18 protein-coding genes are annotated in these 17,453 nt (G+C 30.0%); 13 read left to right on the top strand and 5 right to left on the bottom strand.

The window, feature by feature from the left end:
- The first annotated feature begins 2 nt into the window (after nt 1-2).
- The 6 genes from pyrF to pflA all read left to right on the top strand — a co-directional run bounded on the left by pyrF (nt 3) and on the right by pflA (nt 6,408).
- Nucleotides 3-875 (top strand): orotidine-5'-phosphate decarboxylase, encoded by an 873-nt coding sequence (gene pyrF / locus BUA92_RS03705; protein WP_073016881.1) that lies wholly within the window; start codon nt 3-5, stop codon nt 873-875.
- A 9-nt stretch (nt 876-884) separates the two neighbouring features.
- Nucleotides 885-1,622: a dihydroorotate dehydrogenase electron transfer subunit gene (locus BUA92_RS03700; RefSeq protein ID WP_073016878.1), complete on the top strand. Its 738-nt coding sequence runs from the start codon at nt 885-887 to the stop codon at nt 1,620-1,622.
- 13 nt (nt 1,623-1,635) lie between these two features.
- Nucleotides 1,636-2,538 carry a dihydroorotate dehydrogenase gene (locus BUA92_RS03695; protein WP_073016876.1) on the top strand — a complete coding sequence of 301 codons (903 nt, stop codon included), beginning with the start codon at nt 1,636-1,638 and terminating at the stop codon, nt 2,536-2,538.
- Between the two features lie 22 nt (nt 2,539-2,560).
- Nucleotides 2,561-3,235, top strand: coding sequence for an orotate phosphoribosyltransferase (pyrE, locus tag BUA92_RS03690; RefSeq protein ID WP_073016873.1), 675 nt, complete (start codon nt 2,561-2,563; stop codon nt 3,233-3,235).
- A 173-nt stretch (nt 3,236-3,408) separates the two neighbouring features.
- The gene (gene pflB, locus BUA92_RS03685; protein ID WP_073016871.1) at nt 3,409-5,634 is read left to right on the top strand and encodes a formate C-acetyltransferase; all 2,226 of its coding nucleotides are present in this window, start codon (nt 3,409-3,411) and stop codon (nt 5,632-5,634) included.
- A 54-nt stretch (nt 5,635-5,688) separates the two neighbouring features.
- A complete protein-coding gene (gene pflA, locus BUA92_RS03680; RefSeq protein WP_073016868.1) occupies nt 5,689-6,408 on the top strand; it encodes a pyruvate formate-lyase-activating protein in 720 nt (239 codons plus the stop codon).
- Between the two features lie 28 nt (nt 6,409-6,436).
- On the opposite strand, the gene rd is transcribed toward pflA, so the two are convergent.
- Nucleotides 6,437-6,598 carry a rubredoxin gene (gene rd, locus BUA92_RS03675; protein ID WP_073016866.1) on the bottom strand — a complete coding sequence of 54 codons (162 nt, stop codon included), beginning with the start codon at nt 6,596-6,598 and terminating at the stop codon, nt 6,437-6,439.
- A gap of 189 nt (nt 6,599-6,787) precedes the next feature.
- Here rd and BUA92_RS03670 point away from each other — a divergent pair, with 189 nt between their 5' ends.
- On the top strand, nt 6,788-8,044 hold the full coding sequence (locus tag BUA92_RS03670) for a M48 family metallopeptidase (protein WP_073016864.1): 1,257 nt from the start codon (nt 6,788-6,790) through the stop codon (nt 8,042-8,044).
- Nucleotides 8,045-8,154: 110 nt separating this feature from the next.
- Here BUA92_RS03670 and BUA92_RS03665 read toward each other — a convergent pair whose 3' ends face one another.
- Together BUA92_RS03665 and rocF are read right to left on the bottom strand one after the other, a co-directional pair.
- Nucleotides 8,155-8,766 (bottom strand): 3'-5' exonuclease, encoded by a 612-nt coding sequence (locus BUA92_RS03665; protein ID WP_073016861.1) that lies wholly within the window; start codon nt 8,764-8,766, stop codon nt 8,155-8,157.
- A gap of 96 nt (nt 8,767-8,862) precedes the next feature.
- Complete coding sequence (rocF, locus tag BUA92_RS03660; RefSeq protein ID WP_021802361.1) at nt 8,863-9,765, bottom strand: arginase; 903 nt, start codon at nt 9,763-9,765, stop codon at nt 8,863-8,865.
- Between the two features lie 280 nt (nt 9,766-10,045).
- Here rocF and BUA92_RS03655 point away from each other — a divergent pair, with 280 nt between their 5' ends.
- Nucleotides 10,046-10,999, top strand: a complete 954-nt coding sequence (locus tag BUA92_RS03655) for an L-lactate dehydrogenase (protein ID WP_073016859.1) — start codon at nt 10,046-10,048, stop codon at nt 10,997-10,999.
- Between the two features lie 29 nt (nt 11,000-11,028).
- On the opposite strand, the gene BUA92_RS03650 is transcribed toward BUA92_RS03655, so the two are convergent.
- Entirely contained in the window at nt 11,029-12,003 is a 975-nt protein-coding gene (locus BUA92_RS03650) for a biotin--[acetyl-CoA-carboxylase] ligase (protein WP_073016857.1), read from the bottom strand.
- A gap of 133 nt (nt 12,004-12,136) precedes the next feature.
- Between BUA92_RS03650 and BUA92_RS03645 the strand changes: the two genes are divergently transcribed.
- The 5 genes from BUA92_RS03645 (at nt 12,137) to trmB (ending at nt 16,874) form a co-directional block, all read left to right on the top strand.
- Complete coding sequence (locus BUA92_RS03645; protein WP_073016855.1) at nt 12,137-13,261, top strand: LCP family protein; 1,125 nt, start codon at nt 12,137-12,139, stop codon at nt 13,259-13,261.
- A 191-nt stretch (nt 13,262-13,452) separates the two neighbouring features.
- A complete protein-coding gene (locus tag BUA92_RS03640) occupies nt 13,453-14,478 on the top strand; it encodes a phosphodiester glycosidase family protein (RefSeq protein ID WP_073016853.1) in 1,026 nt (341 codons plus the stop codon).
- A gap of 15 nt (nt 14,479-14,493) precedes the next feature.
- Nucleotides 14,494-15,513: a hypothetical protein gene (locus tag BUA92_RS03635; protein WP_073016851.1), complete on the top strand. Its 1,020-nt coding sequence runs from the start codon at nt 14,494-14,496 to the stop codon at nt 15,511-15,513.
- Nucleotides 15,514-15,588: 75 nt separating this feature from the next.
- Complete coding sequence (locus BUA92_RS03630) at nt 15,589-16,224, top strand: site-2 protease family protein (protein WP_073016849.1); 636 nt, start codon at nt 15,589-15,591, stop codon at nt 16,222-16,224.
- 8 nt (nt 16,225-16,232) lie between these two features.
- On the top strand, nt 16,233-16,874 hold the full coding sequence (gene trmB / locus BUA92_RS03625) for a tRNA (guanosine(46)-N7)-methyltransferase TrmB (protein WP_073016848.1): 642 nt from the start codon (nt 16,233-16,235) through the stop codon (nt 16,872-16,874).
- A 184-nt stretch (nt 16,875-17,058) separates the two neighbouring features.
- Here the strand turns inward: trmB and BUA92_RS03620 are convergent.
- Nucleotides 17,059-17,453, bottom strand: a 395-nt coding sequence (locus tag BUA92_RS03620) for an integrase core domain-containing protein (RefSeq protein ID WP_139259293.1), incomplete at its 5' end; no start/stop codon positions are given.

Below are 17,453 nucleotides of genomic sequence, written 5' to 3'. Positions count from 1 at the left end.
ATATGAATATTATTGATAGATTATATAAAAGCGTAGAGGAAAAGGGTGTAGTATGTATAGGCTTAGATACAAGTATAGAATATGTTCCAGAATATATAATGGAAACATCAAAAAATGAAGCAGATGCAATATTTAACTTTAATAAAGAGATTATAAATGAAACCTTAGATGTTGCTGCTTGTTATAAAGTTCAGATAGCTTACTACGAAGCCTTAGGACTAAAAGGGCTCGATGCTTATAAAAGAACACTTGAATACTTAAGAGAAAAAAAAGCAATAATTATCGCTGATATTAAAAGAGGGGATATAGCAGCTACTGCAAAAATGTATGCTAAAGCACATTTTGAAGGGGATTTTGAAGCTGATTTTATAACTTTAAGTCCATATATGGGAATGGATTCAATAGAGCCATATCTACCTTACATGAAAGAGGGCAAAAAAGGAGTATTTTCATTAGTTAGAACTTCTAATCCAGGAGCAGAGGATATAGAATTTTTAGATACTACTAAAGGGCATAAGGTATATCATGAGGTTGGGGATAGACTTTGTAATATAGGTAATGATTATCTAGGTGAGTATGGGTATTCACAAATAGGTGGAGTACTAGGATGTACACATAAAGAAGAGGCAAAAGAATTAAGAGAGAGATTTAAAAATATGTTTTTCTTAATACCTGGTTATGGAGCTCAAGGTGGAAAGGCTGAAGATGTGGCTATGTACTTAAATAATGGGAATGGGGGAGTTGTCAACTCATCAAGAAAGATTCTTTTGGCTTATAAAGAAGGAAATGGTAATGAAAGAGTAGGATATTACGCTAAATTGGAAGCGATTAGAATGAGAGATGAGATTAGAGAAGCAATAAGCAGTAAAATCTAGGAGGGCTTTATGAATTATAAATTAGTTGAAGTTATAGAGAATAAAGAAATATGTTCAGGAATATTTAGTCTTAAAATTAAAGAAGAAGTTAAAGGAAAAGCTGGACAGTTTTATATGTTAAAACTTCAAGGAGGAACCTTACTTCCAAGACCAATATCTTTATGTGAATGGGAAGATGGTGTAGCAACCTTTTTATATGCTGTAGTTGGAAATGGAACTAAAGAATATAAAGCTCTTAAAGTTGGACAAACAATAAATGTTACAGGGCCTTTAGGAAATGGGTTCACTACAGATAGAGATTTGGGGAGAGTGGCATTGGTAGCTGGAGGAATTGGTACAGCACCATTTTTACAAGTATCTAAAGAATTAAGAAATAATTTCCCAAGAAATATTATTGACATGTATGTTGGTTTTAGAGAAGAAGTATATCTTATAGAAGAGCTAAAAGGATACTGTAATGAAGTTAACATAGCTACAAATACAGGAAAGTTTGGGGTAAAAGGTTTCGTTACAGATATTTTAGATTTAGATAAATATGATACAGTACTTTGCTGTGGACCTGAGATTATGATGAAAAAGGTTGTAGATATGGCAAAGGAAAAAGGTAAAAACATATATGTTTCTTTAGAAAAGCATATGGCTTGTGGGGTTGGTGCATGTTTAGTATGTACTTGTAAAACTAAAGAAGGCAATAAACGAACTTGCAAAGATGGTCCTGTTTTTGATGGATACTTTGTGGATTTATAAGGGGGCTAATAATATGATAAATGTTAATATAAATGGAGTTGAGTTTAAAAATCCAGTAATAGCGGCCTCCGGAACTTTTGGGTTTGGAGAAGAGTACAATAATTTTTATGATGTTGGAATATTAGGTGGAATTTCTTCAAAAGGATTAACTATAAATCCTAAGGAAGGAAATGATGGAATTAGAGTTTATGAAACTCCTATGGGGATGATGAATTCAGTAGGACTTCAAAATCCAGGAATAGATAGGTTCATTGAAGTTGAACTTCCTAATATGAAAAGATATAACACTAATATTTTAGCTAATGTTGGTGGGGGAACAATCGAAGACTATGAAAAGGCTTGTGAGAAGCTAAACAAAACTGATATTGATATAATAGAACTTAATATATCCTGTCCAAATGTAAAATCTGGGGGAATGGCTTTTGGAATTAAAGGATGTATTGCAGCAGAAGTTGTTTCGAAGATAAAGAAAATAACAAATAAGCCTTTAATGGTTAAGCTTTCACCTAATGCAGAGGATATAGTTGATATGGCTTATTCTTGTGTAAATGCTGGAGCAGATTCGCTATCACTGGTAAATACCTTTAAAGGATTAGCTATAGATATAAATAAAAGAAAACCAGTTTTTAACAATGTTTTTGCAGGAGTATCTGGACCAGCAATTAAACCTATAGCTTTAAGAATGGTCTATGAAGTTTCAAAAGCTGTAAATGTACCAATAGTTGGACTTGGTGGTATCTCTGATTATAAGGATGCTATAGAATTTATGATGGCTGGGGCAACAGCTATACAGATTGGAACTATTAACTTCTCAAATCCACTTGCTGGTAAAGAAATAATTAAGGGAATAGAAGAGTTTTTGCTTAAAGAAGGCATAAAAGATATAAATGAGATCATAGGGATTGCCAAAATATAGATATATTGATAGGAGTGTAAACATGGAAGCATATAAAAAAGAGTTTATAGAGTTTATGATAGAATGTGGAGTATTAACCTTTGGAGATTTTGTAACAAAAAGCGGAAGGAAAACTCCTTTTTTTGTAAATACAGGGAATTATAAAACAGGTAGCCAATTAAGTAGATTAGGAGATTTTTATGCAAAAGCAATAAAAGATAATTTTGTAGATACTTACGATGTAGTTTTTGGACCTGCTTATAAAGGAATACCATTAAGTGTAACTACTTCTATATCATTATCAAAACTATATGGGATTGATAAAAGATATTGCTCTAATAGAAAAGAGATAAAAGATCATGGAGATAAAGGGATTTTATTAGGTAGTAACCTTAACGATGGGGATAGAGTTTTAATAGTTGAAGATGTAACTACTGCTGGAACATCAATATACGAAACTATGCCTATATTAAAGTCTCAAGGAGATGTAACTGTAGAAGGACTTATAATTTCTGTAGATAGAATGGAAAGAGGACAAGGAGATAATTCAGCTTTAGTTGAGATAAGAGAAAAGTTTGGATTTAAAACTTGTGCAATTGTAACAATGAAAGAAGTTATAAATTATCTTTACAAAAGAGAAATCCAAGGAAAAATATATATTGATGATGAGATTATGGGTAGAATAGAAGAATATTATAAAACATATGGAGCTAAATAAAAATAAATTGTTAAACATTTATCAATTAAAACCTTATCATTTTCATATATTGGAATTAAACGATAATTATTATTAACGATAAATGAATATTTGTTTCAAATGGAAAAACCTATTAACAAATTGATAATTATAGGTTATAATAAAAGCGTAATCTTTTACCAGGAGGAATGAATATGTTTAAACAATGGAATGGTTTCAGTGAGGGAGTATGGCAAGAGAGAATTGACGTTAGAAACTTCATACAAAAAAATTATACACCTTATGAAGGAGATGACTCTTTCTTAGAAGGTATATCTGATAAAACTAAAAATGTTTGGGAAAAATCAAGTAATCTTATAGTTGAAGAAATAAAGAAAGGTATAATCGATGTAGCTACTGATAGAATATCAGGAATTGATAGTTATGAAGCTGGATATATTGATAAAGACAATGAAGTAATAGTAGGACTTCAAACTGATGCTCCACTTAAAAGAATTGTAAATCCTTTTGGTGGTTGGAGAATGGTTGAACAATCATTAGAAGCTTATGGATTTAAGATGGATGAACAAATAAGCGAGTTCTTCCCTAAATATAGAAAAACTCATAACCAAGGGGTTTTTGATGCTTATACTGATGAAATAAGATGGGCTAGAAGTGCTGGTCTTTTAACTGGTCTTCCAGACGCTTATGGTAGAGGTAGAATAATAGGCGACTATAGAAGAGTTGCTTTATACGGTATTGATTTCTTAATTCAAGAAAAGAAAAAAGACTTAAAAGCTCTTAAAGGTGATATGTTAGATGAGCTTATAAGAAAGAGAGAAGAAGTTTCTGAACAAATAAGAGCACTAAGTGCTATAAAGAGTATGGCAGCAAAATATGGTGTTGATTTATCAGAACCTGCTTCAAATGCAAAAGAAGCTGTTCAAGCAGTTTACTTAGCTTATCTTTCAGCAGTAAAAGAAAATAATGGAGCAGCTATGTCTCTTGGAAGAACTGCAACATTCTTAGATGTATATATCGAAAGAGATTTAAAAGCTGGTCTTATTACTGAGTTAGAAGCTCAAGAAATAATTGACCAATTTATAATTAAGTTAAGATTAGTAAGACATTTAAGAACACCAGAATATAATGATTTATTTGCAGGAGATCCAACTTGGGTAACTGAGTCATTAGGTGGTATGGGAGTTAACGGTAATACATTAGTTACTAAAAACTCTTTCAGATATCTACATACTTTAACTAATTTAGGATCAGCTCCAGAACCAAATATGACAGTATTATGGTCTGATAAATTACCAGAAGGATTCAAAAAATACTGTGCAAAAATGTCAATATTAACAGACTCAATTCAATATGAAAATGATGAAGTTATGAGACCTGTATATGGAGACGACTATGCAATTGCTTGTTGCGTGTCTGCTATGAGAGTAGGAAAGCAAATGCAATTCTTTGGTGCTAGATGTAACCTTGCTAAAGCTTTACTTTACACTATAAATGGTGGAGTAGATGAAAAGAAAGGTACAGTAGTTATTCAAGGTTTAGAAAAAATTGAGGATGAAGTACTTGACTTTGAAAAAGTAAAAAATAATTACTACAAAGTATTAGACTATGTAGCGAAGCTATATGTTGATACAATGAATATAATTCACTGCATGCATGATAAGTATGCTTATGAAGCAGGTCAAATGGCTCTTCATGATACAGAAGTAGGTAGATTAATGGCATTTGGTATAGCTGGACTTTCAGTAGTTGCTGACTCTTTAAGTGCTATAAAGTACGCAAAAGTTAAGCCTATAAGAGAAAATGGAATAGCTGTTGACTTTGAAATAGAAGGAGAATTCCCTAAATACGGAAATGATGATGCTAGAGTTGATGATATAGCTGTAGAATTAGTTAATAAATTCTCTAAAGAATTAAAGAAACATCCTTTATATAGAGATGCTAAACATACACTATCTGTTTTAACTATAACTTCAAACGTTGTTTATGGTAAGAAAACAGGAGCTACACCAGATGGAAGAAAAGCTGGAGAAGCATTTGCTCCAGGTGCCAACCCAATGCATGGAAGAGATATTAACGGAGCTTTAGCTTCATTAAACTCAGTAGCTAAAATACCTTACAATGAAGTTTGTGAAGATGGAGTATCTAATACTTTCTCTATAGTACCTCAAGCTTTAGGAAAAGAAGATGAACAACAAGTAACTAACTTAGTTGGAGTTCTTGATGGATACTTTACTCAAGGAGCTCATCACTTAAATGTTAATGTATTAAATAGAGCAACTTTAATGGATGCGATGGAAAATCCAGAAAAGTACCCTACTTTAACAATAAGAGTATCAGGTTATGCTGTTAACTTTAATAGATTAACAAAAAATCAACAAATGGAAGTTATAAGCAGAACTTTCCACGAAAGTTTATAAGATTTAGGGAAGCTAGTTTACTAGCTTCCTTATAAATTTAGGAGGAGTGTATTTATGATAAAAGGCAACATACATTCTATAGAAACTATGGGGCTTGTAGATGGGCCTGGAATAAGAGTTGTTGTATTTTTTCAAGGATGTGCATTAAGATGTACATTCTGTCATAATCCAGATACTTGGGCTATTTCAGGAGGGGAAAGTATAACTCCTGTAGAGCTTGTTGATAAAATTGATAGATATAAGACATATTTTAAAAACTCAGGTGGAGGAGTGACTTTTTCAGGAGGAGAACCACTACTTCAACCAGACTTTTTAATTGAAGTTCTGAAGTTGTGTAGAGAAAGAGGGATACATACAACCATTGATACAGCTGGAGTAGGTGCAGGTAGATACGAAGAAATATTAAGATATGTAGATTTGATTCTTTTTGATGTTAAGCATTATAATCCTAAGGAATATAGTGAAATAACAGGACGAGAAGTTAGGGAAAGTTTGAAATTTTTAGAAATTGCTCAAGAAATGAATGTTAAGATGTGGATACGTCATGTGGTTATGCCTGGAGTTACGGACACAGTTGAAGATATGCAAAACTTAGCAGATTTTATTAAAGAGTTAAAAAATGTAGAAAAAATAGAACTTTTACCATATCACCTATTAGGAACTAACAAATATGAAATATTAAACATGGAATATAAGTTAGAAGGAATGCCTGCCATGGATAAGGCTAAAGCTAAAGAACTAGAGAAAATTTTAATAGATTTAGTCAAAAAATAAAAAACATCAGCTGAGGCTGATGTTTTTTCTATTCTACTACAGAGAATTCATCTTTACCTACTCCGCAAAGTGGGCATACCCAATCTTCTGGAATATCTTCAAAAGAAGTTCCTGGAGCTATTCCATTGTCCTCGTCGCCTATTGCTGGATCATATACATATCCACAAACATCACAAATATAACTTTTCATAGTAATTACCTCCATTGTTAAATAATAATAATTATTATTACCTGTGAGTATATTATACCATATAGTATAATAATATCAAGGTAATATTTGCCACTACATAATATTTTTACTTAATATTTCACAATGAAAGAATATTTTGCTATAGTAAAAATATTATTATATGTATAAAGATTAAAAGGGGTTGACGAATTGAAGAAAGTTCTTTCACAGTTATTAGTATTTGTTACAATAGTATTTTTTATTACTGCTGGAGTAACTTTATTTATAGAATATAAAAATAAAGAATCTCTAGGAGAAAAAAGCAAAATTGAGGTTAAAATAGAAAATAACAAGATAATAGTTCCGGAGGAAACATCAATAGTTAAAACTAACTATATCTTTTCTAAAAATTATTTTGTTATAAGAACAATATTAGCTATTTTAATACCAATATTTATATTAAAATCATCTCTTTTAGAATATGCTGAGGAATTATTTAATAAAAAAATTAAAAATAACTTTTCTCAGGGAGTTATCATGGGAATAGCATATACTATTATAAATTTTGTTATCTTGTTCCCTATAGCATTTTTTTCGTCTTTTTATAGATTAAAGCTTGTAGGACTGCTTAATTATGGATTTATTGATTGGATTCTAGACTTATTAAAAGGAGAGATTCTAAATTTAGTTATATTTTCTCTGTTTTTAGGTCTTTCATTTTATATAATAAAAAATATAAAAAGATGGATACTTTCGCTTGGAGTTTTATATGCACTCATAATGATTTTTGGAGTATTTATATATCCTGTTGTTATTGATCCTTTAATAAATGATATAAAGCCTGTTAGCGATAAAGCGCTTGAAACTAAAATCATTAATTTAGCTGAAAAAAATGGGATTAAAAATCTAAAGGTATATGAAATCAAAAAAAGTGATGAAACATCAGCTTTAAATGCTTACATGACAGGAATATTTTCTACTAAGAGAATAGTTATATGGGATACTACCTTACAAAGTTTAAATGAGGATGAGATATTATCTGTAGTAGCTCATGAGATAGGCCACTATAAATTAAATCATATACCTAAAGGTATGGTGTTAGAAGCTGTGTTAAGCATGATTACATATGGTTCGTCTATAATATTGCTTTTGATGATTAATAGAAAGTCTAGAAGAGCTTTAAAGGGGCCTTATGGGTTAGGATATGTATTACTTTACTCAACTATAATAAGCATGGTTACTTCACCGATATCCTTATATTATTCGAGGAAAATAGAGATTGAAGCAGATAAATTTGCAATTGAAGCTACAAATGATAATTTAACTAATGGAATTTTGGAATTAAGATTTATGGAAACAAATCTATCGCCATATAACGTTGATGAATGGTATAAGATATTAAGATTTGATCATCCTACTGCAAAAGAAAGAATTGATCTTTCAAATAGTTATGATTATGATAAATAATTTATGGATTTATGAAGTTGAGAAACGCTTCTGCAGAATAGAAGTGAGGAAATAAAAAGAGATTTACTGGTATATTTAAGTAATATATCTGTAAATCTCTTGTTTTTTATTTATTTCACTTGTGAAGAAAAGTATCCAGGAGCAATTAATCCCTTTTTAATACCTTCAACAACTATAAGATAGGTAGCAGCGGTATCAAATCTTGCGTCATGATAGTTTCCACTTCCTTCAAATAGTTTGTCAGCAGTTTCTGTGATTTTATCCTTTGTTATAGATAGATAATCAACTACCTCTTGAAGTTTAGGGTTTTTAAAGTCGCCGCTTGGTCTATAGAGTTTTAATACATTTTTGTAATAATTCATGGTACAGAAAGTATTTTTAGCTTTAAAATCTTCCCCTAATATGTATAGTAGTTCACTGTTTAAAAATTTTAAATCAAAAGATACATTATGACCAATTATAAAATCAGCTTGTATAAAATCATCTATAAAATTTTCAAAACTATCTTCAAAATAATTACCTTCACTTAATTCATATAACTTTTCTAAAGAAAATCCATGAACTTCTTGAGCTGATGGATCCATTTCATCTACTGTAAAAAAATAATTTCTTCCGTAAGTTTTTTGTGGTTTTTCGTTTGAATTAACTACTATATAGCTTAATTGACAAATATGTCCTGGCTTTATACTAGTTGTTTCAGTATCAAAAAAAAGTAATTTCATAATTTGTCCTCCTAAAAATTACATAACTATATGATAATATAAATCAGTTAAATAATAAAGGATTTTAATAAAAAAAGTCCTGCTTATAAGCAAGACTTATTTAATCAAGGCTGATACATGTTCAAGAATTTCAAGACAATTGTTTAAAGTTACAGATTCTTTGTCTAATAAAGGATTAAATTCTACAAAGTCCATAGACCTAACCTTAGAAGTTGAGAAAACTCCTGTTAAAATATTTTTTATGTCTTTTATATTCATACCATCATGTACTGGTGTTCCTGTACCTGGTACTAATGACGAGTCTAGTGAATCTATATCAAAGCTTAAATGAAGATTATTAATATTGATGTTTGACAATCTATTATTAAAATCCTCTAAAAATGCTGTAACGCCTATCGAATTTATATCTTTTGTAGTCCAGACATTTATATTTAATTCTGTAATTAAATCTAGTTCTCCTTGATCTAAATCACGAGCACAAATTATAAATACTTTTTTAGGATCTATTTTTCTTCCTCTAAAATACAGGTCTCTTAATACGGCATGACCTAATCCCATTGCTGCTGATAAAGGCATTCCATGAACATTTCCAGAAGGTGTAGTTAGATAAGTATTTATATCTCCATGAGCATCTACCCAAATAACACCTAAATCATCCTTAAAATATCTAGATGCACCACTTAAGCTTCCAAGTCCTAAAGAATGATCTCCACCAATTACAAATGGGAAGGAGTTAGAAGACAATGAAGCATATACCGCATGGGCTAAATTTCTATTTGTCTCAACAATAGCAGATAAATATTTCATGTTTTCATGTTCTTTAAATTTATCTTCAACTAATAACTCAGGAACATATATGTTTCCTAAATCAAAAACTATATTGTTGCTTTTCTTTAATATTTTTAATAATCCATTTTCTCTTAATGTATTAGGCCCTAAATTTACGCCTTCAATATCGCAACCGTAAAAAATAGGAACTCCTATTGTATTAATTTCCATGGAATCACCTCCAAATGTATAAAGTAATTCATCCTCGCATATCTTATGGTTAAGACACACTTGATAAATTATATATCATATTAAGACAAAATATAAGAGCTAATTTTTAAAATTTTGTTAAAAAATTTAAATCATATTATATTTAGTTTGTCGAATTATAAATAAATAATTAATGAAAAAATTAACAATGTTATTGAAAGTTGTTATCATTAGTAATATAATGAAAGTGAGGATAATAGTTATTATTAAATAACAACAACTAAACTAGGAGGTTTAGATTATGATTAAGGAAAAAGGAAACAAAATCTCAATTATAGGTGCAGGATTTGTAGGTTCTACTACTGCTTATGCATTAATGCTAGAAGGGCTTGCATCAGAAATAATTATAGTTGATATAAATAAAGAAAAAGCTTTAGCAGAGGCTATGGACTTATCTCACGGAGCTGCATTTGTTAAAGCTGTTGATGTTAGAGCAGGTGAATATAAAGACACTGAAGATTCAGATATAGTAATAGTTACGGCTGGAGTAGGACAAAAACCTGGAGAAACAAGATTAGATATTATAAATAAAAACATTCCTATATTTAAGAGCATAATACCAGAAGTAGTGAAATATAGCCCTAATGGTATATTGTTAATTGTATCGAATCCTGTGGATATATTAACCTATATTGCCTACAAGATATCGGGATTGCCAGCCAATAGGGTAATAGGATCTGGAACTGTGTTAGATACTTCTAGATTTAAATATATGCTTAGTGAACATTTTGAAATAGATGCTAGAAATATCCATACCTATATAATAGGAGAACACGGCGATTCAGAAATAGCTGCTTGGAGTTTAACTAATATAGCTGGAATATCAGCCGATGAATATTGTGAAAAGATGTGTAAAAGATGTGATTCCTCTTTTAAAAATGACATACCTAAAGAAGTAAAAGAGGCGGCCTACAATATAATAAATAAAAAAGGTTATACAAACTATGCAGTTGGTCTAGCTATAAGGAGAATTGTTGAGGCTATTTTAAGAGATGAAGACTCAATTTTAACAGTAAGTTCTCTATTAAATGGAGAATATGGACTAGAAGATGTTTATTTAGCTATACCTACAATTGTGGATAGAGAAGGAGCTAAAAAGATATTAGAAGTTTCCTTAAATCCAGAAGAAAAGGAAAAATTAAAAGAGTCAGCGGAAATAATAAAAAAGCATTTAAAAGAAGCTGGAATACAATAGGTGAAGAGGAAAAATCCCTCTTCACCTATTTAAATTTTTATTCTAAGTGAAACTTCTCCAGAATATATTTGTTCAATCTTACCATTTGTATCTAAAAGCAGCTCACCATTTTCACCTAAATCTACAACTTTACCTGTTATGCTTTCTTTCCCTTTAAGTATAATAACTTCTTTATTTAAAACGTAAGAATTGTCTTTAATTATTTGAAAAGCTTCTTTGCTTTCAGAACTGTTAAGTAATGCTTTATAAAAATATTCAAAATTATTTAAAATAGATACAAGAATATCTTCTCGGCTAAAATCATGGTTAAAATAGCTTTTTAGAGATAAGGCTATTTTATCAATATCTTCAGGAAAATCTTCTTTACTTTGATTTATATTTAATCCAAAACCTATAATTAAGTAATTAATCTCATCCATATCACACTTCATTTCTGTAAGAATTCCACCTAGCTTTTTACCATCTAAGTATATATCATTAGGCCATTTAACTGATATAGGGATATTCATATCAATTAAAGTTTTAGCTATTGAGGCACAGATTATTGAAGTTATTTTAGAAATATCATAAGGCGACAATTTAGGTTTAAGAAAAATAGAGCAGAATATACCAGTACCCTTAGGTGAAAACCAGGGCCTGTTAAATCTACCTCTTCCTTGAGTTTGAGTTTCAGCCAATACCAAGGTACCATCTTTAAGAGTATCAGAACTATTTTTACAAAAATAATTAGTAGAATCTATAGTATTATAATGCAAAATCTCTTTGATTAAAGAATTATTAACTAATGAAGATTTTAAACCCTCAACAGAAAAAATATTAGGGGATGAGATTAATTTATAACCCTTACGTGAATAAGACTCTATTACATATCCTTCTTCACGTAAGGTTTTTATATATTTCCATACAGCAGCTCGAGAGATTCCAAGCTTATCACTTATATCCTCTCCAGATGTAAATTCTTTAGGATTAGAAGATAAAGTTAATAAAATTTCATCTTTTAACATACAGTGCTCCTTAAAACATTTTTTAGTCAATTATAACATTAAAATGTCATACTTTTGAAATGTTTGGTGAAAATATTACTGTATAATTATATATTATGATTAATTTCTATGAATAGAGGGGATTAGAGAAAGAATGGGTAAGAAGAGAAAAGTTATTTTGTTAATAGCTATATTAGTTATTATAATAGCTTCTATAGCCTTAGGAAGTTATTTTTATATGAGAACCAAAATATATACTCCTGTAGAACCAAAGTTAGAGGTTACCCCAGAAGTAAAAGAAGAAATAAAATATCATGAAGAAAAAGGAATTACAAATATATTATTAATTGGAACAGATGCAAGAACATTAGATGAAGCTGCAAGAAGTGACTCCATAATTATTGCAACTATTGATGGAAGTAATCAAAAACTTAAATTTACTTCTATCATGAGAGATACTTATGTAAAGATACCAGGATATAGCGATCAAAAAATAAATGCAGCCTACGCATTAGGTGGAGCTGAGTTATTAATGAAAACTATAAAAGAAAATTTTGGAGTAGCGTTAGATAAGTATGTGGTAGTGAATTTTTGGGGTTTTGAAGATATTGTTGATGCTATGGGTGGCTTAGAAATAGATGTAAAGGATTATGAGATTGAGGAAATTAATAAGTACATAGGTGAAGTCAGAGAAGATAAATCTCCACCACTTGAAAAAGCTGGACTACAAAATTTAGATGGGCAACAAGCATTAGCTTATTCAAGAATAAGGAAGGTAGGAAATGGTAGTTATGAAAGAACTGAAAGGCAGAGAAATGTTTTAACACTTATTGCAACTAAAGCTAGAGACATATCTCCATTAAAGTATCCGTCAGTAGCAAATGCTCTGTTAAGTTGTGTAAAAACTAATATTGAACCTGCCAAACTTTTTGATTACGGATATACATTTTATAAATTTAATCCACCTACATACGATCAGCTTCAAATACCTATTAATGAATTAAGTGAAGGTGGCGAGTTTTTAGATAAAGGTTGGGTGCTACTTATAGATAAAGAGCAAAATGGTAATGCTATGAAAGAGTTTATCTTTAATGATAAAAAGTGGGATTCTTCAAACTATAATAACTTAAGCTTTAAAAACGTTATGAGTCAATACAAAAATAAACAAGTTCAATTCGATAAAGTTAAAGAACAACAAGAAAAGGTATCATTACCTGATGATAGACAAAAAACACAGATTAATGAGGATGAAGAAGAAAAAGCTAATTTAAGTGATTAATAGTAAACAAATCATGAGATAATGGATGAAATGGAAGAATTTTAAAGATTTATAGGGTTATATAACTATATTTTCCATTAAAATATTATTAATTAATTTTAAATTTATTGAAATAGTAATACATAAATTATATAATTAAGCAGGTAAACTCATTTACTTGCTTAATTAATTGAAAGAAAGGATTTGAATACATGAACAAAAATAAATCGAAAGCAAAAGCTAGGAAGAAGAAAAGAAGGAAAAAAATATCTTTGAAAAGAGTATTTGCTTTTATTTTATTTGAAATTGTATTTACTGCTATAGTTGGACCATTTTATTTATATTATGGACCTTTTGAAAACGTAAGAAAAGGTTTTGTAGGTGCAGCTATGACATCTTACAAAAGTCAGTTTTTAGCTACTTGGTTTTTAAGTGAAGAGAAAATAAATAAAATTTTAGCAGAAAATAATAATTACGAAGAAATATCTCAAGATGTAGAATCAAAAGAAGTAAAAATACCTAAGACCCATGATGAAACAATAGAAAGATATAATATAGATGGTGGAGATAAGTTTAAGGGGTACCTTCTAATAGTGAAAGATCCAACAAGAGTAAAAGTTGGATATAGCTCTAAGTTAGGTAGAGAGGGACAAACTCTATCCCAAATTATTGAAAATAATGATGCGATTGCAGGTATTAACGCGGGAGGATTTACTGATGGAAATTCTACTGCTAAGTGGACAGGCACAGGTGGACAACCAGAAGGTGTAATACTTAATGAAGGTAACATAGTTTTCAAAGGCGCAGATGAAAATCAAAAAATCGATATGATAGCTATAAATAAGGATGGTAGACTTATTATAGGAAAATACTCAATAAATGAACTAAATGAACTGGGAGCTAAAGAGGCAGTAACATTTGGTCCTACATTAGTGGTAAATGGAAAACCTACTATTAGAAGTGGTGATGGTGGATGGGGAATAGCTCCTAGAACAGTAATTGGGCAAAGAAGTGATGGTTCTATAATGCTTTTGGTAATTGACGGAAGACAATTGTTTGGAAGTGTAGGAGCTACTTTGAGAGAAGCTCAAGATTTAATGATAGAATATGGAGCTATAAACGCAGCAAATCTTGATGGAGGGAAATCAACCACTATGTATTATGAAGGGGAAGTTATTAATACGCCTTCAGATAGTTTGGGAGAAAGAAGTATTCCAACAGCGTTTATAGTTAAATAAGAAGGGGAGAAATTAATGAAGCTATTAAAACGAATAGCTATTTGGATAGCTATTTCTTTAACAATCCAATCCTTAGGACTGCTTTATTTAGATAAAAAGATTTTTGTTAATACTACTACTTTTAAGGCTGTAAAAGTTGAGGAAGAACCTAAAAATAAAGATATTGAAATAACTTTACCTGAGGGCAAAGATCTAAGAGTAAGTTTTGATGGGAAGTTTATATCTTATCTTGAAAATGGACAAGTAAATTTAATAAGTACTAAAACAGGGGAAGCTATAAAGATAGAAAATGAAGCTGATTCTGAGGTATCTAATTACGAATGGCTATCTGATAGAAATAGAATGCTTTTAGTAGAAAAGAAAAAACAATCAAGCTCAAAAAGTAATCTTACAATATATTATTACGATGCTAATAAAAAAGAAAAGGGTAAAATGGAAGAGCTTGATAACGTTGCAGAAAGTGCAAAGGTTGATAAAATAAAGGCAGCAATATTGACTAATGTTACTTACATAAAAGTAAATGAAAAAGGGGTTAAAAGCTCTATTTATAGAATAGATATTAATCATAAGATTACACAACCTAATCTTATGAGTTCGGCAGTAAGTAATATGGATGTTATTCCTCATGAAGATAGTTTGGTTTATGAAGATAGTATAAGTGGAAGTATATATTCTACGGCGCCTAAAAAGAAGCTAGCCTTTAACGATAAAGTTACGTTGTTAAATATAGATAGCGAAGATATTGTTTATGTTGGTTCAATAAGTGGAGATAAGATATCTAAAATAACTTATGGGCTATTAAAGGAAGATACTAATAAATGGAAAAGCATGACATTAAAGGAGCCTACTGATAAAAAGGATATTCATGTTAATAGAAAAAGCGAAATATTAGTTAATGATAACTTAAATGGTGTAGTGAGTAATTTAACCACTTCTAAAGAGACAAGCTACAAGGGGAAATTTTTATTTATGTATGATACGGGTGTAGCATCTGTATCTCAAGGAAAGTTAATAAAAACAGAGTTTAATAAATAGACAGGATTTACCTGTCTATTTTATTGAAGATTACTAAATTTATGTTATAATGTGAATATTATGAAGGAGGTCAAGATGAGGGAAGAGATTTTATATAAGATTTTAAGTATTCCAGCTATATTAGTAGCTTTTACTTTTCATGAATATGCTCATGGAATAGTTGCAGATAAATTAGGCGATAAAACGGCTAGATTTCAAGGAAGGCTAACTCTAAATCCACTTGTACATATAGACCCTATTGGATTTATATTAATCCTAATAGCTGGATTTGGATGGGCAAAACCTATTAGGGTTAATAGAGGTGCTTTTAAAAACTACTATATGGATGATTTAAAGGTATCAATAGCTGGACCTTTAGCTAACCTTTTTACAGCCATAGTTTTTTCAATAATTTCAGGTTTCTATTTCAAATTTACTTATGAGGCTTATGGAACTATGATATCAATTATAGGAATGATACTAGTAAATGTAGTTAGTATTAACGTGATTTTATTTTTATTTAATCTATTACCAGTACCAGGTTTTGACGGATTTAGTATTTTGGGAGATTTATTTCCTAAGGTTTTTGGTAAGATAGGATATAATCTTTATAAATACCAACAACTAATCTTTATTGGGGTGGTATTTTTTGCATGGAGAATTTTGACCGTACCAAGTGAGTATATATTTAGCTTATTAAATAAACTAATAGAGTTTATTGTATTTTTATAGGAGGAATCATGAGACTAAGGAAAAAATGGTGGGTTAGACCAGAGCTTGAGAAGGATTCAAAGGTAGTTACTAACCCAAGAGAATTAAAAGGAATTTGGAAAGAGGATTTTAAAAATAATAATGATATATTTTTAGAATTAGGCTGTGGAAGAGGAGATTTTGCAGTAACTAAAGCTAAAAATAATCCAGACATTAATTATATAGCAGTTGATCTTAAGGATGAGGTTTTAATTTATGTTTTAAATAAGGCTAATGATGCTGAAGTTGAAAATATAAGAATAGTTCCACTTAATATTAGCTTTATTAGTGAAATATTTAGTGAGGATGAGGTATCGAAGATTTTTATAAACTTCTGCAATCCTTGGCCAAAAGATAGACATAAAAAGAGAAGACTTACACATACAAAATTTCTTGACGAATATAAGAAGTTTTTAAAGAAAGATTCTGAGATTTGGTTTAAAACGGATGATAAAGAACTATTTGATGAGTCTCAAGAATACTTTAAGGAAGCTGGTTTTGAGATAGAATACTTAACCTACGATTTACACAAATCTGATTTTAAAGAAAACATAGTAACTGAATATGAATCTAAGTGGACTAGTATGGGAATGAATATTATGTTTCTTATTGGGCGACTTAAGAAAGAATAGAAGAGGGCTGTAGCACTAATATTTAGTGCGCAGCTCTTTTTTATAGATTTATTATTTTCTTCCTCTTGTTTTTTATTATATACGATATTTATTTTTCTGCTAAAATTTCCTTTTTAACCACACTCATAACCTCTTATTAAACATAATGTGGACTTAGGTCAATATTTTGGACACATTTTAATTCTCAAATTGTCATTCTAAAAAGATCTTCTTTCATTTGTGGGGTTATGTAGTCAATAGAACTATGGATTCTTTTACGGTTATACCATGATTCAATAAAAATAAATAAGTCTAATTTCGCACTTTCATAATCATAATATTGAACATTGTTAACTTGTTCTTTCTTTAAAATGGAATGAAAAGACTCGATACAAGCATTATCATAGGGGCATGCTTTTCTACTATTTGAGGCTTTCATTCCATATTTTTTTAGTCTATTAATAAACTCTGTACTTGTGTATTGAACTCCAAGATCAGAGTGGAAAATAAGCGATTCAGTTGGCTTCTGGATTTTATATGCATTATCTAAAGCAGCTATTACTACAGAAGAATCCATAGTCTTTGAAAATGAGTAGCCAA

Origin of the sequence: Clostridium intestinale DSM 6191 (genome assembly GCF_900130055.1) — a bacterium.
GTDB lineage: Bacteria > Bacillota > Clostridia > Clostridiales > Clostridiaceae > Clostridium_T > Clostridium_T intestinale.
Note: the sequence above shows the minus strand (reverse complement) of the source record. Positions and strands in the feature narration are given on the sequence as shown.

What these genes read in the sequence shown, in the direction of transcription:
- pyrF (WP_073016881.1), top strand. Translation starts at nt 3, where the DNA reads ATGAATATTATTGATAGATTATATAAAAGCGTAGAGGAAAAGGGTGTA.
- BUA92_RS03700 (WP_073016878.1), top strand. Translation starts at nt 885, where the DNA reads ATGAATTATAAATTAGTTGAAGTTATAGAGAATAAAGAAATATGTTCA.
- BUA92_RS03695 (WP_073016876.1), top strand. Translation starts at nt 1,636, where the DNA reads ATGATAAATGTTAATATAAATGGAGTTGAGTTTAAAAATCCAGTAATA.
- pyrE (WP_073016873.1), top strand. Translation starts at nt 2,561, where the DNA reads ATGGAAGCATATAAAAAAGAGTTTATAGAGTTTATGATAGAATGTGGA.
- pflB (WP_073016871.1), top strand. Translation starts at nt 3,409, where the DNA reads ATGTTTAAACAATGGAATGGTTTCAGTGAGGGAGTATGGCAAGAGAGA.
- pflA (WP_073016868.1), top strand. Translation starts at nt 5,689, where the DNA reads ATGATAAAAGGCAACATACATTCTATAGAAACTATGGGGCTTGTAGAT.
- rd (WP_073016866.1), bottom strand. Translation starts at nt 6,598, where the DNA reads ATGAAAAGTTATATTTGTGATGTTTGTGGATATGTATATGATCCAGCA.
- BUA92_RS03665 (WP_073016861.1), bottom strand. Translation starts at nt 8,766, where the DNA reads ATGAAATTACTTTTTTTTGATACTGAAACAACTAGTATAAAGCCAGGA.
- rocF (WP_021802361.1), bottom strand. Translation starts at nt 9,765, where the DNA reads ATGGAAATTAATACAATAGGAGTTCCTATTTTTTACGGTTGCGATATT.
- BUA92_RS03655 (WP_073016859.1), top strand. Translation starts at nt 10,046, where the DNA reads ATGATTAAGGAAAAAGGAAACAAAATCTCAATTATAGGTGCAGGATTT.
- BUA92_RS03650 (WP_073016857.1), bottom strand. Translation starts at nt 12,003, where the DNA reads ATGTTAAAAGATGAAATTTTATTAACTTTATCTTCTAATCCTAAAGAA.
- BUA92_RS03645 (WP_073016855.1), top strand. Translation starts at nt 12,137, where the DNA reads ATGGGTAAGAAGAGAAAAGTTATTTTGTTAATAGCTATATTAGTTATT.
- BUA92_RS03640 (WP_073016853.1), top strand. Translation starts at nt 13,453, where the DNA reads ATGAACAAAAATAAATCGAAAGCAAAAGCTAGGAAGAAGAAAAGAAGG.
- BUA92_RS03635 (WP_073016851.1), top strand. Translation starts at nt 14,494, where the DNA reads ATGAAGCTATTAAAACGAATAGCTATTTGGATAGCTATTTCTTTAACA.
- BUA92_RS03630 (WP_073016849.1), top strand. Translation starts at nt 15,589, where the DNA reads ATGAGGGAAGAGATTTTATATAAGATTTTAAGTATTCCAGCTATATTA.
- trmB (WP_073016848.1), top strand. Translation starts at nt 16,233, where the DNA reads ATGAGACTAAGGAAAAAATGGTGGGTTAGACCAGAGCTTGAGAAGGAT.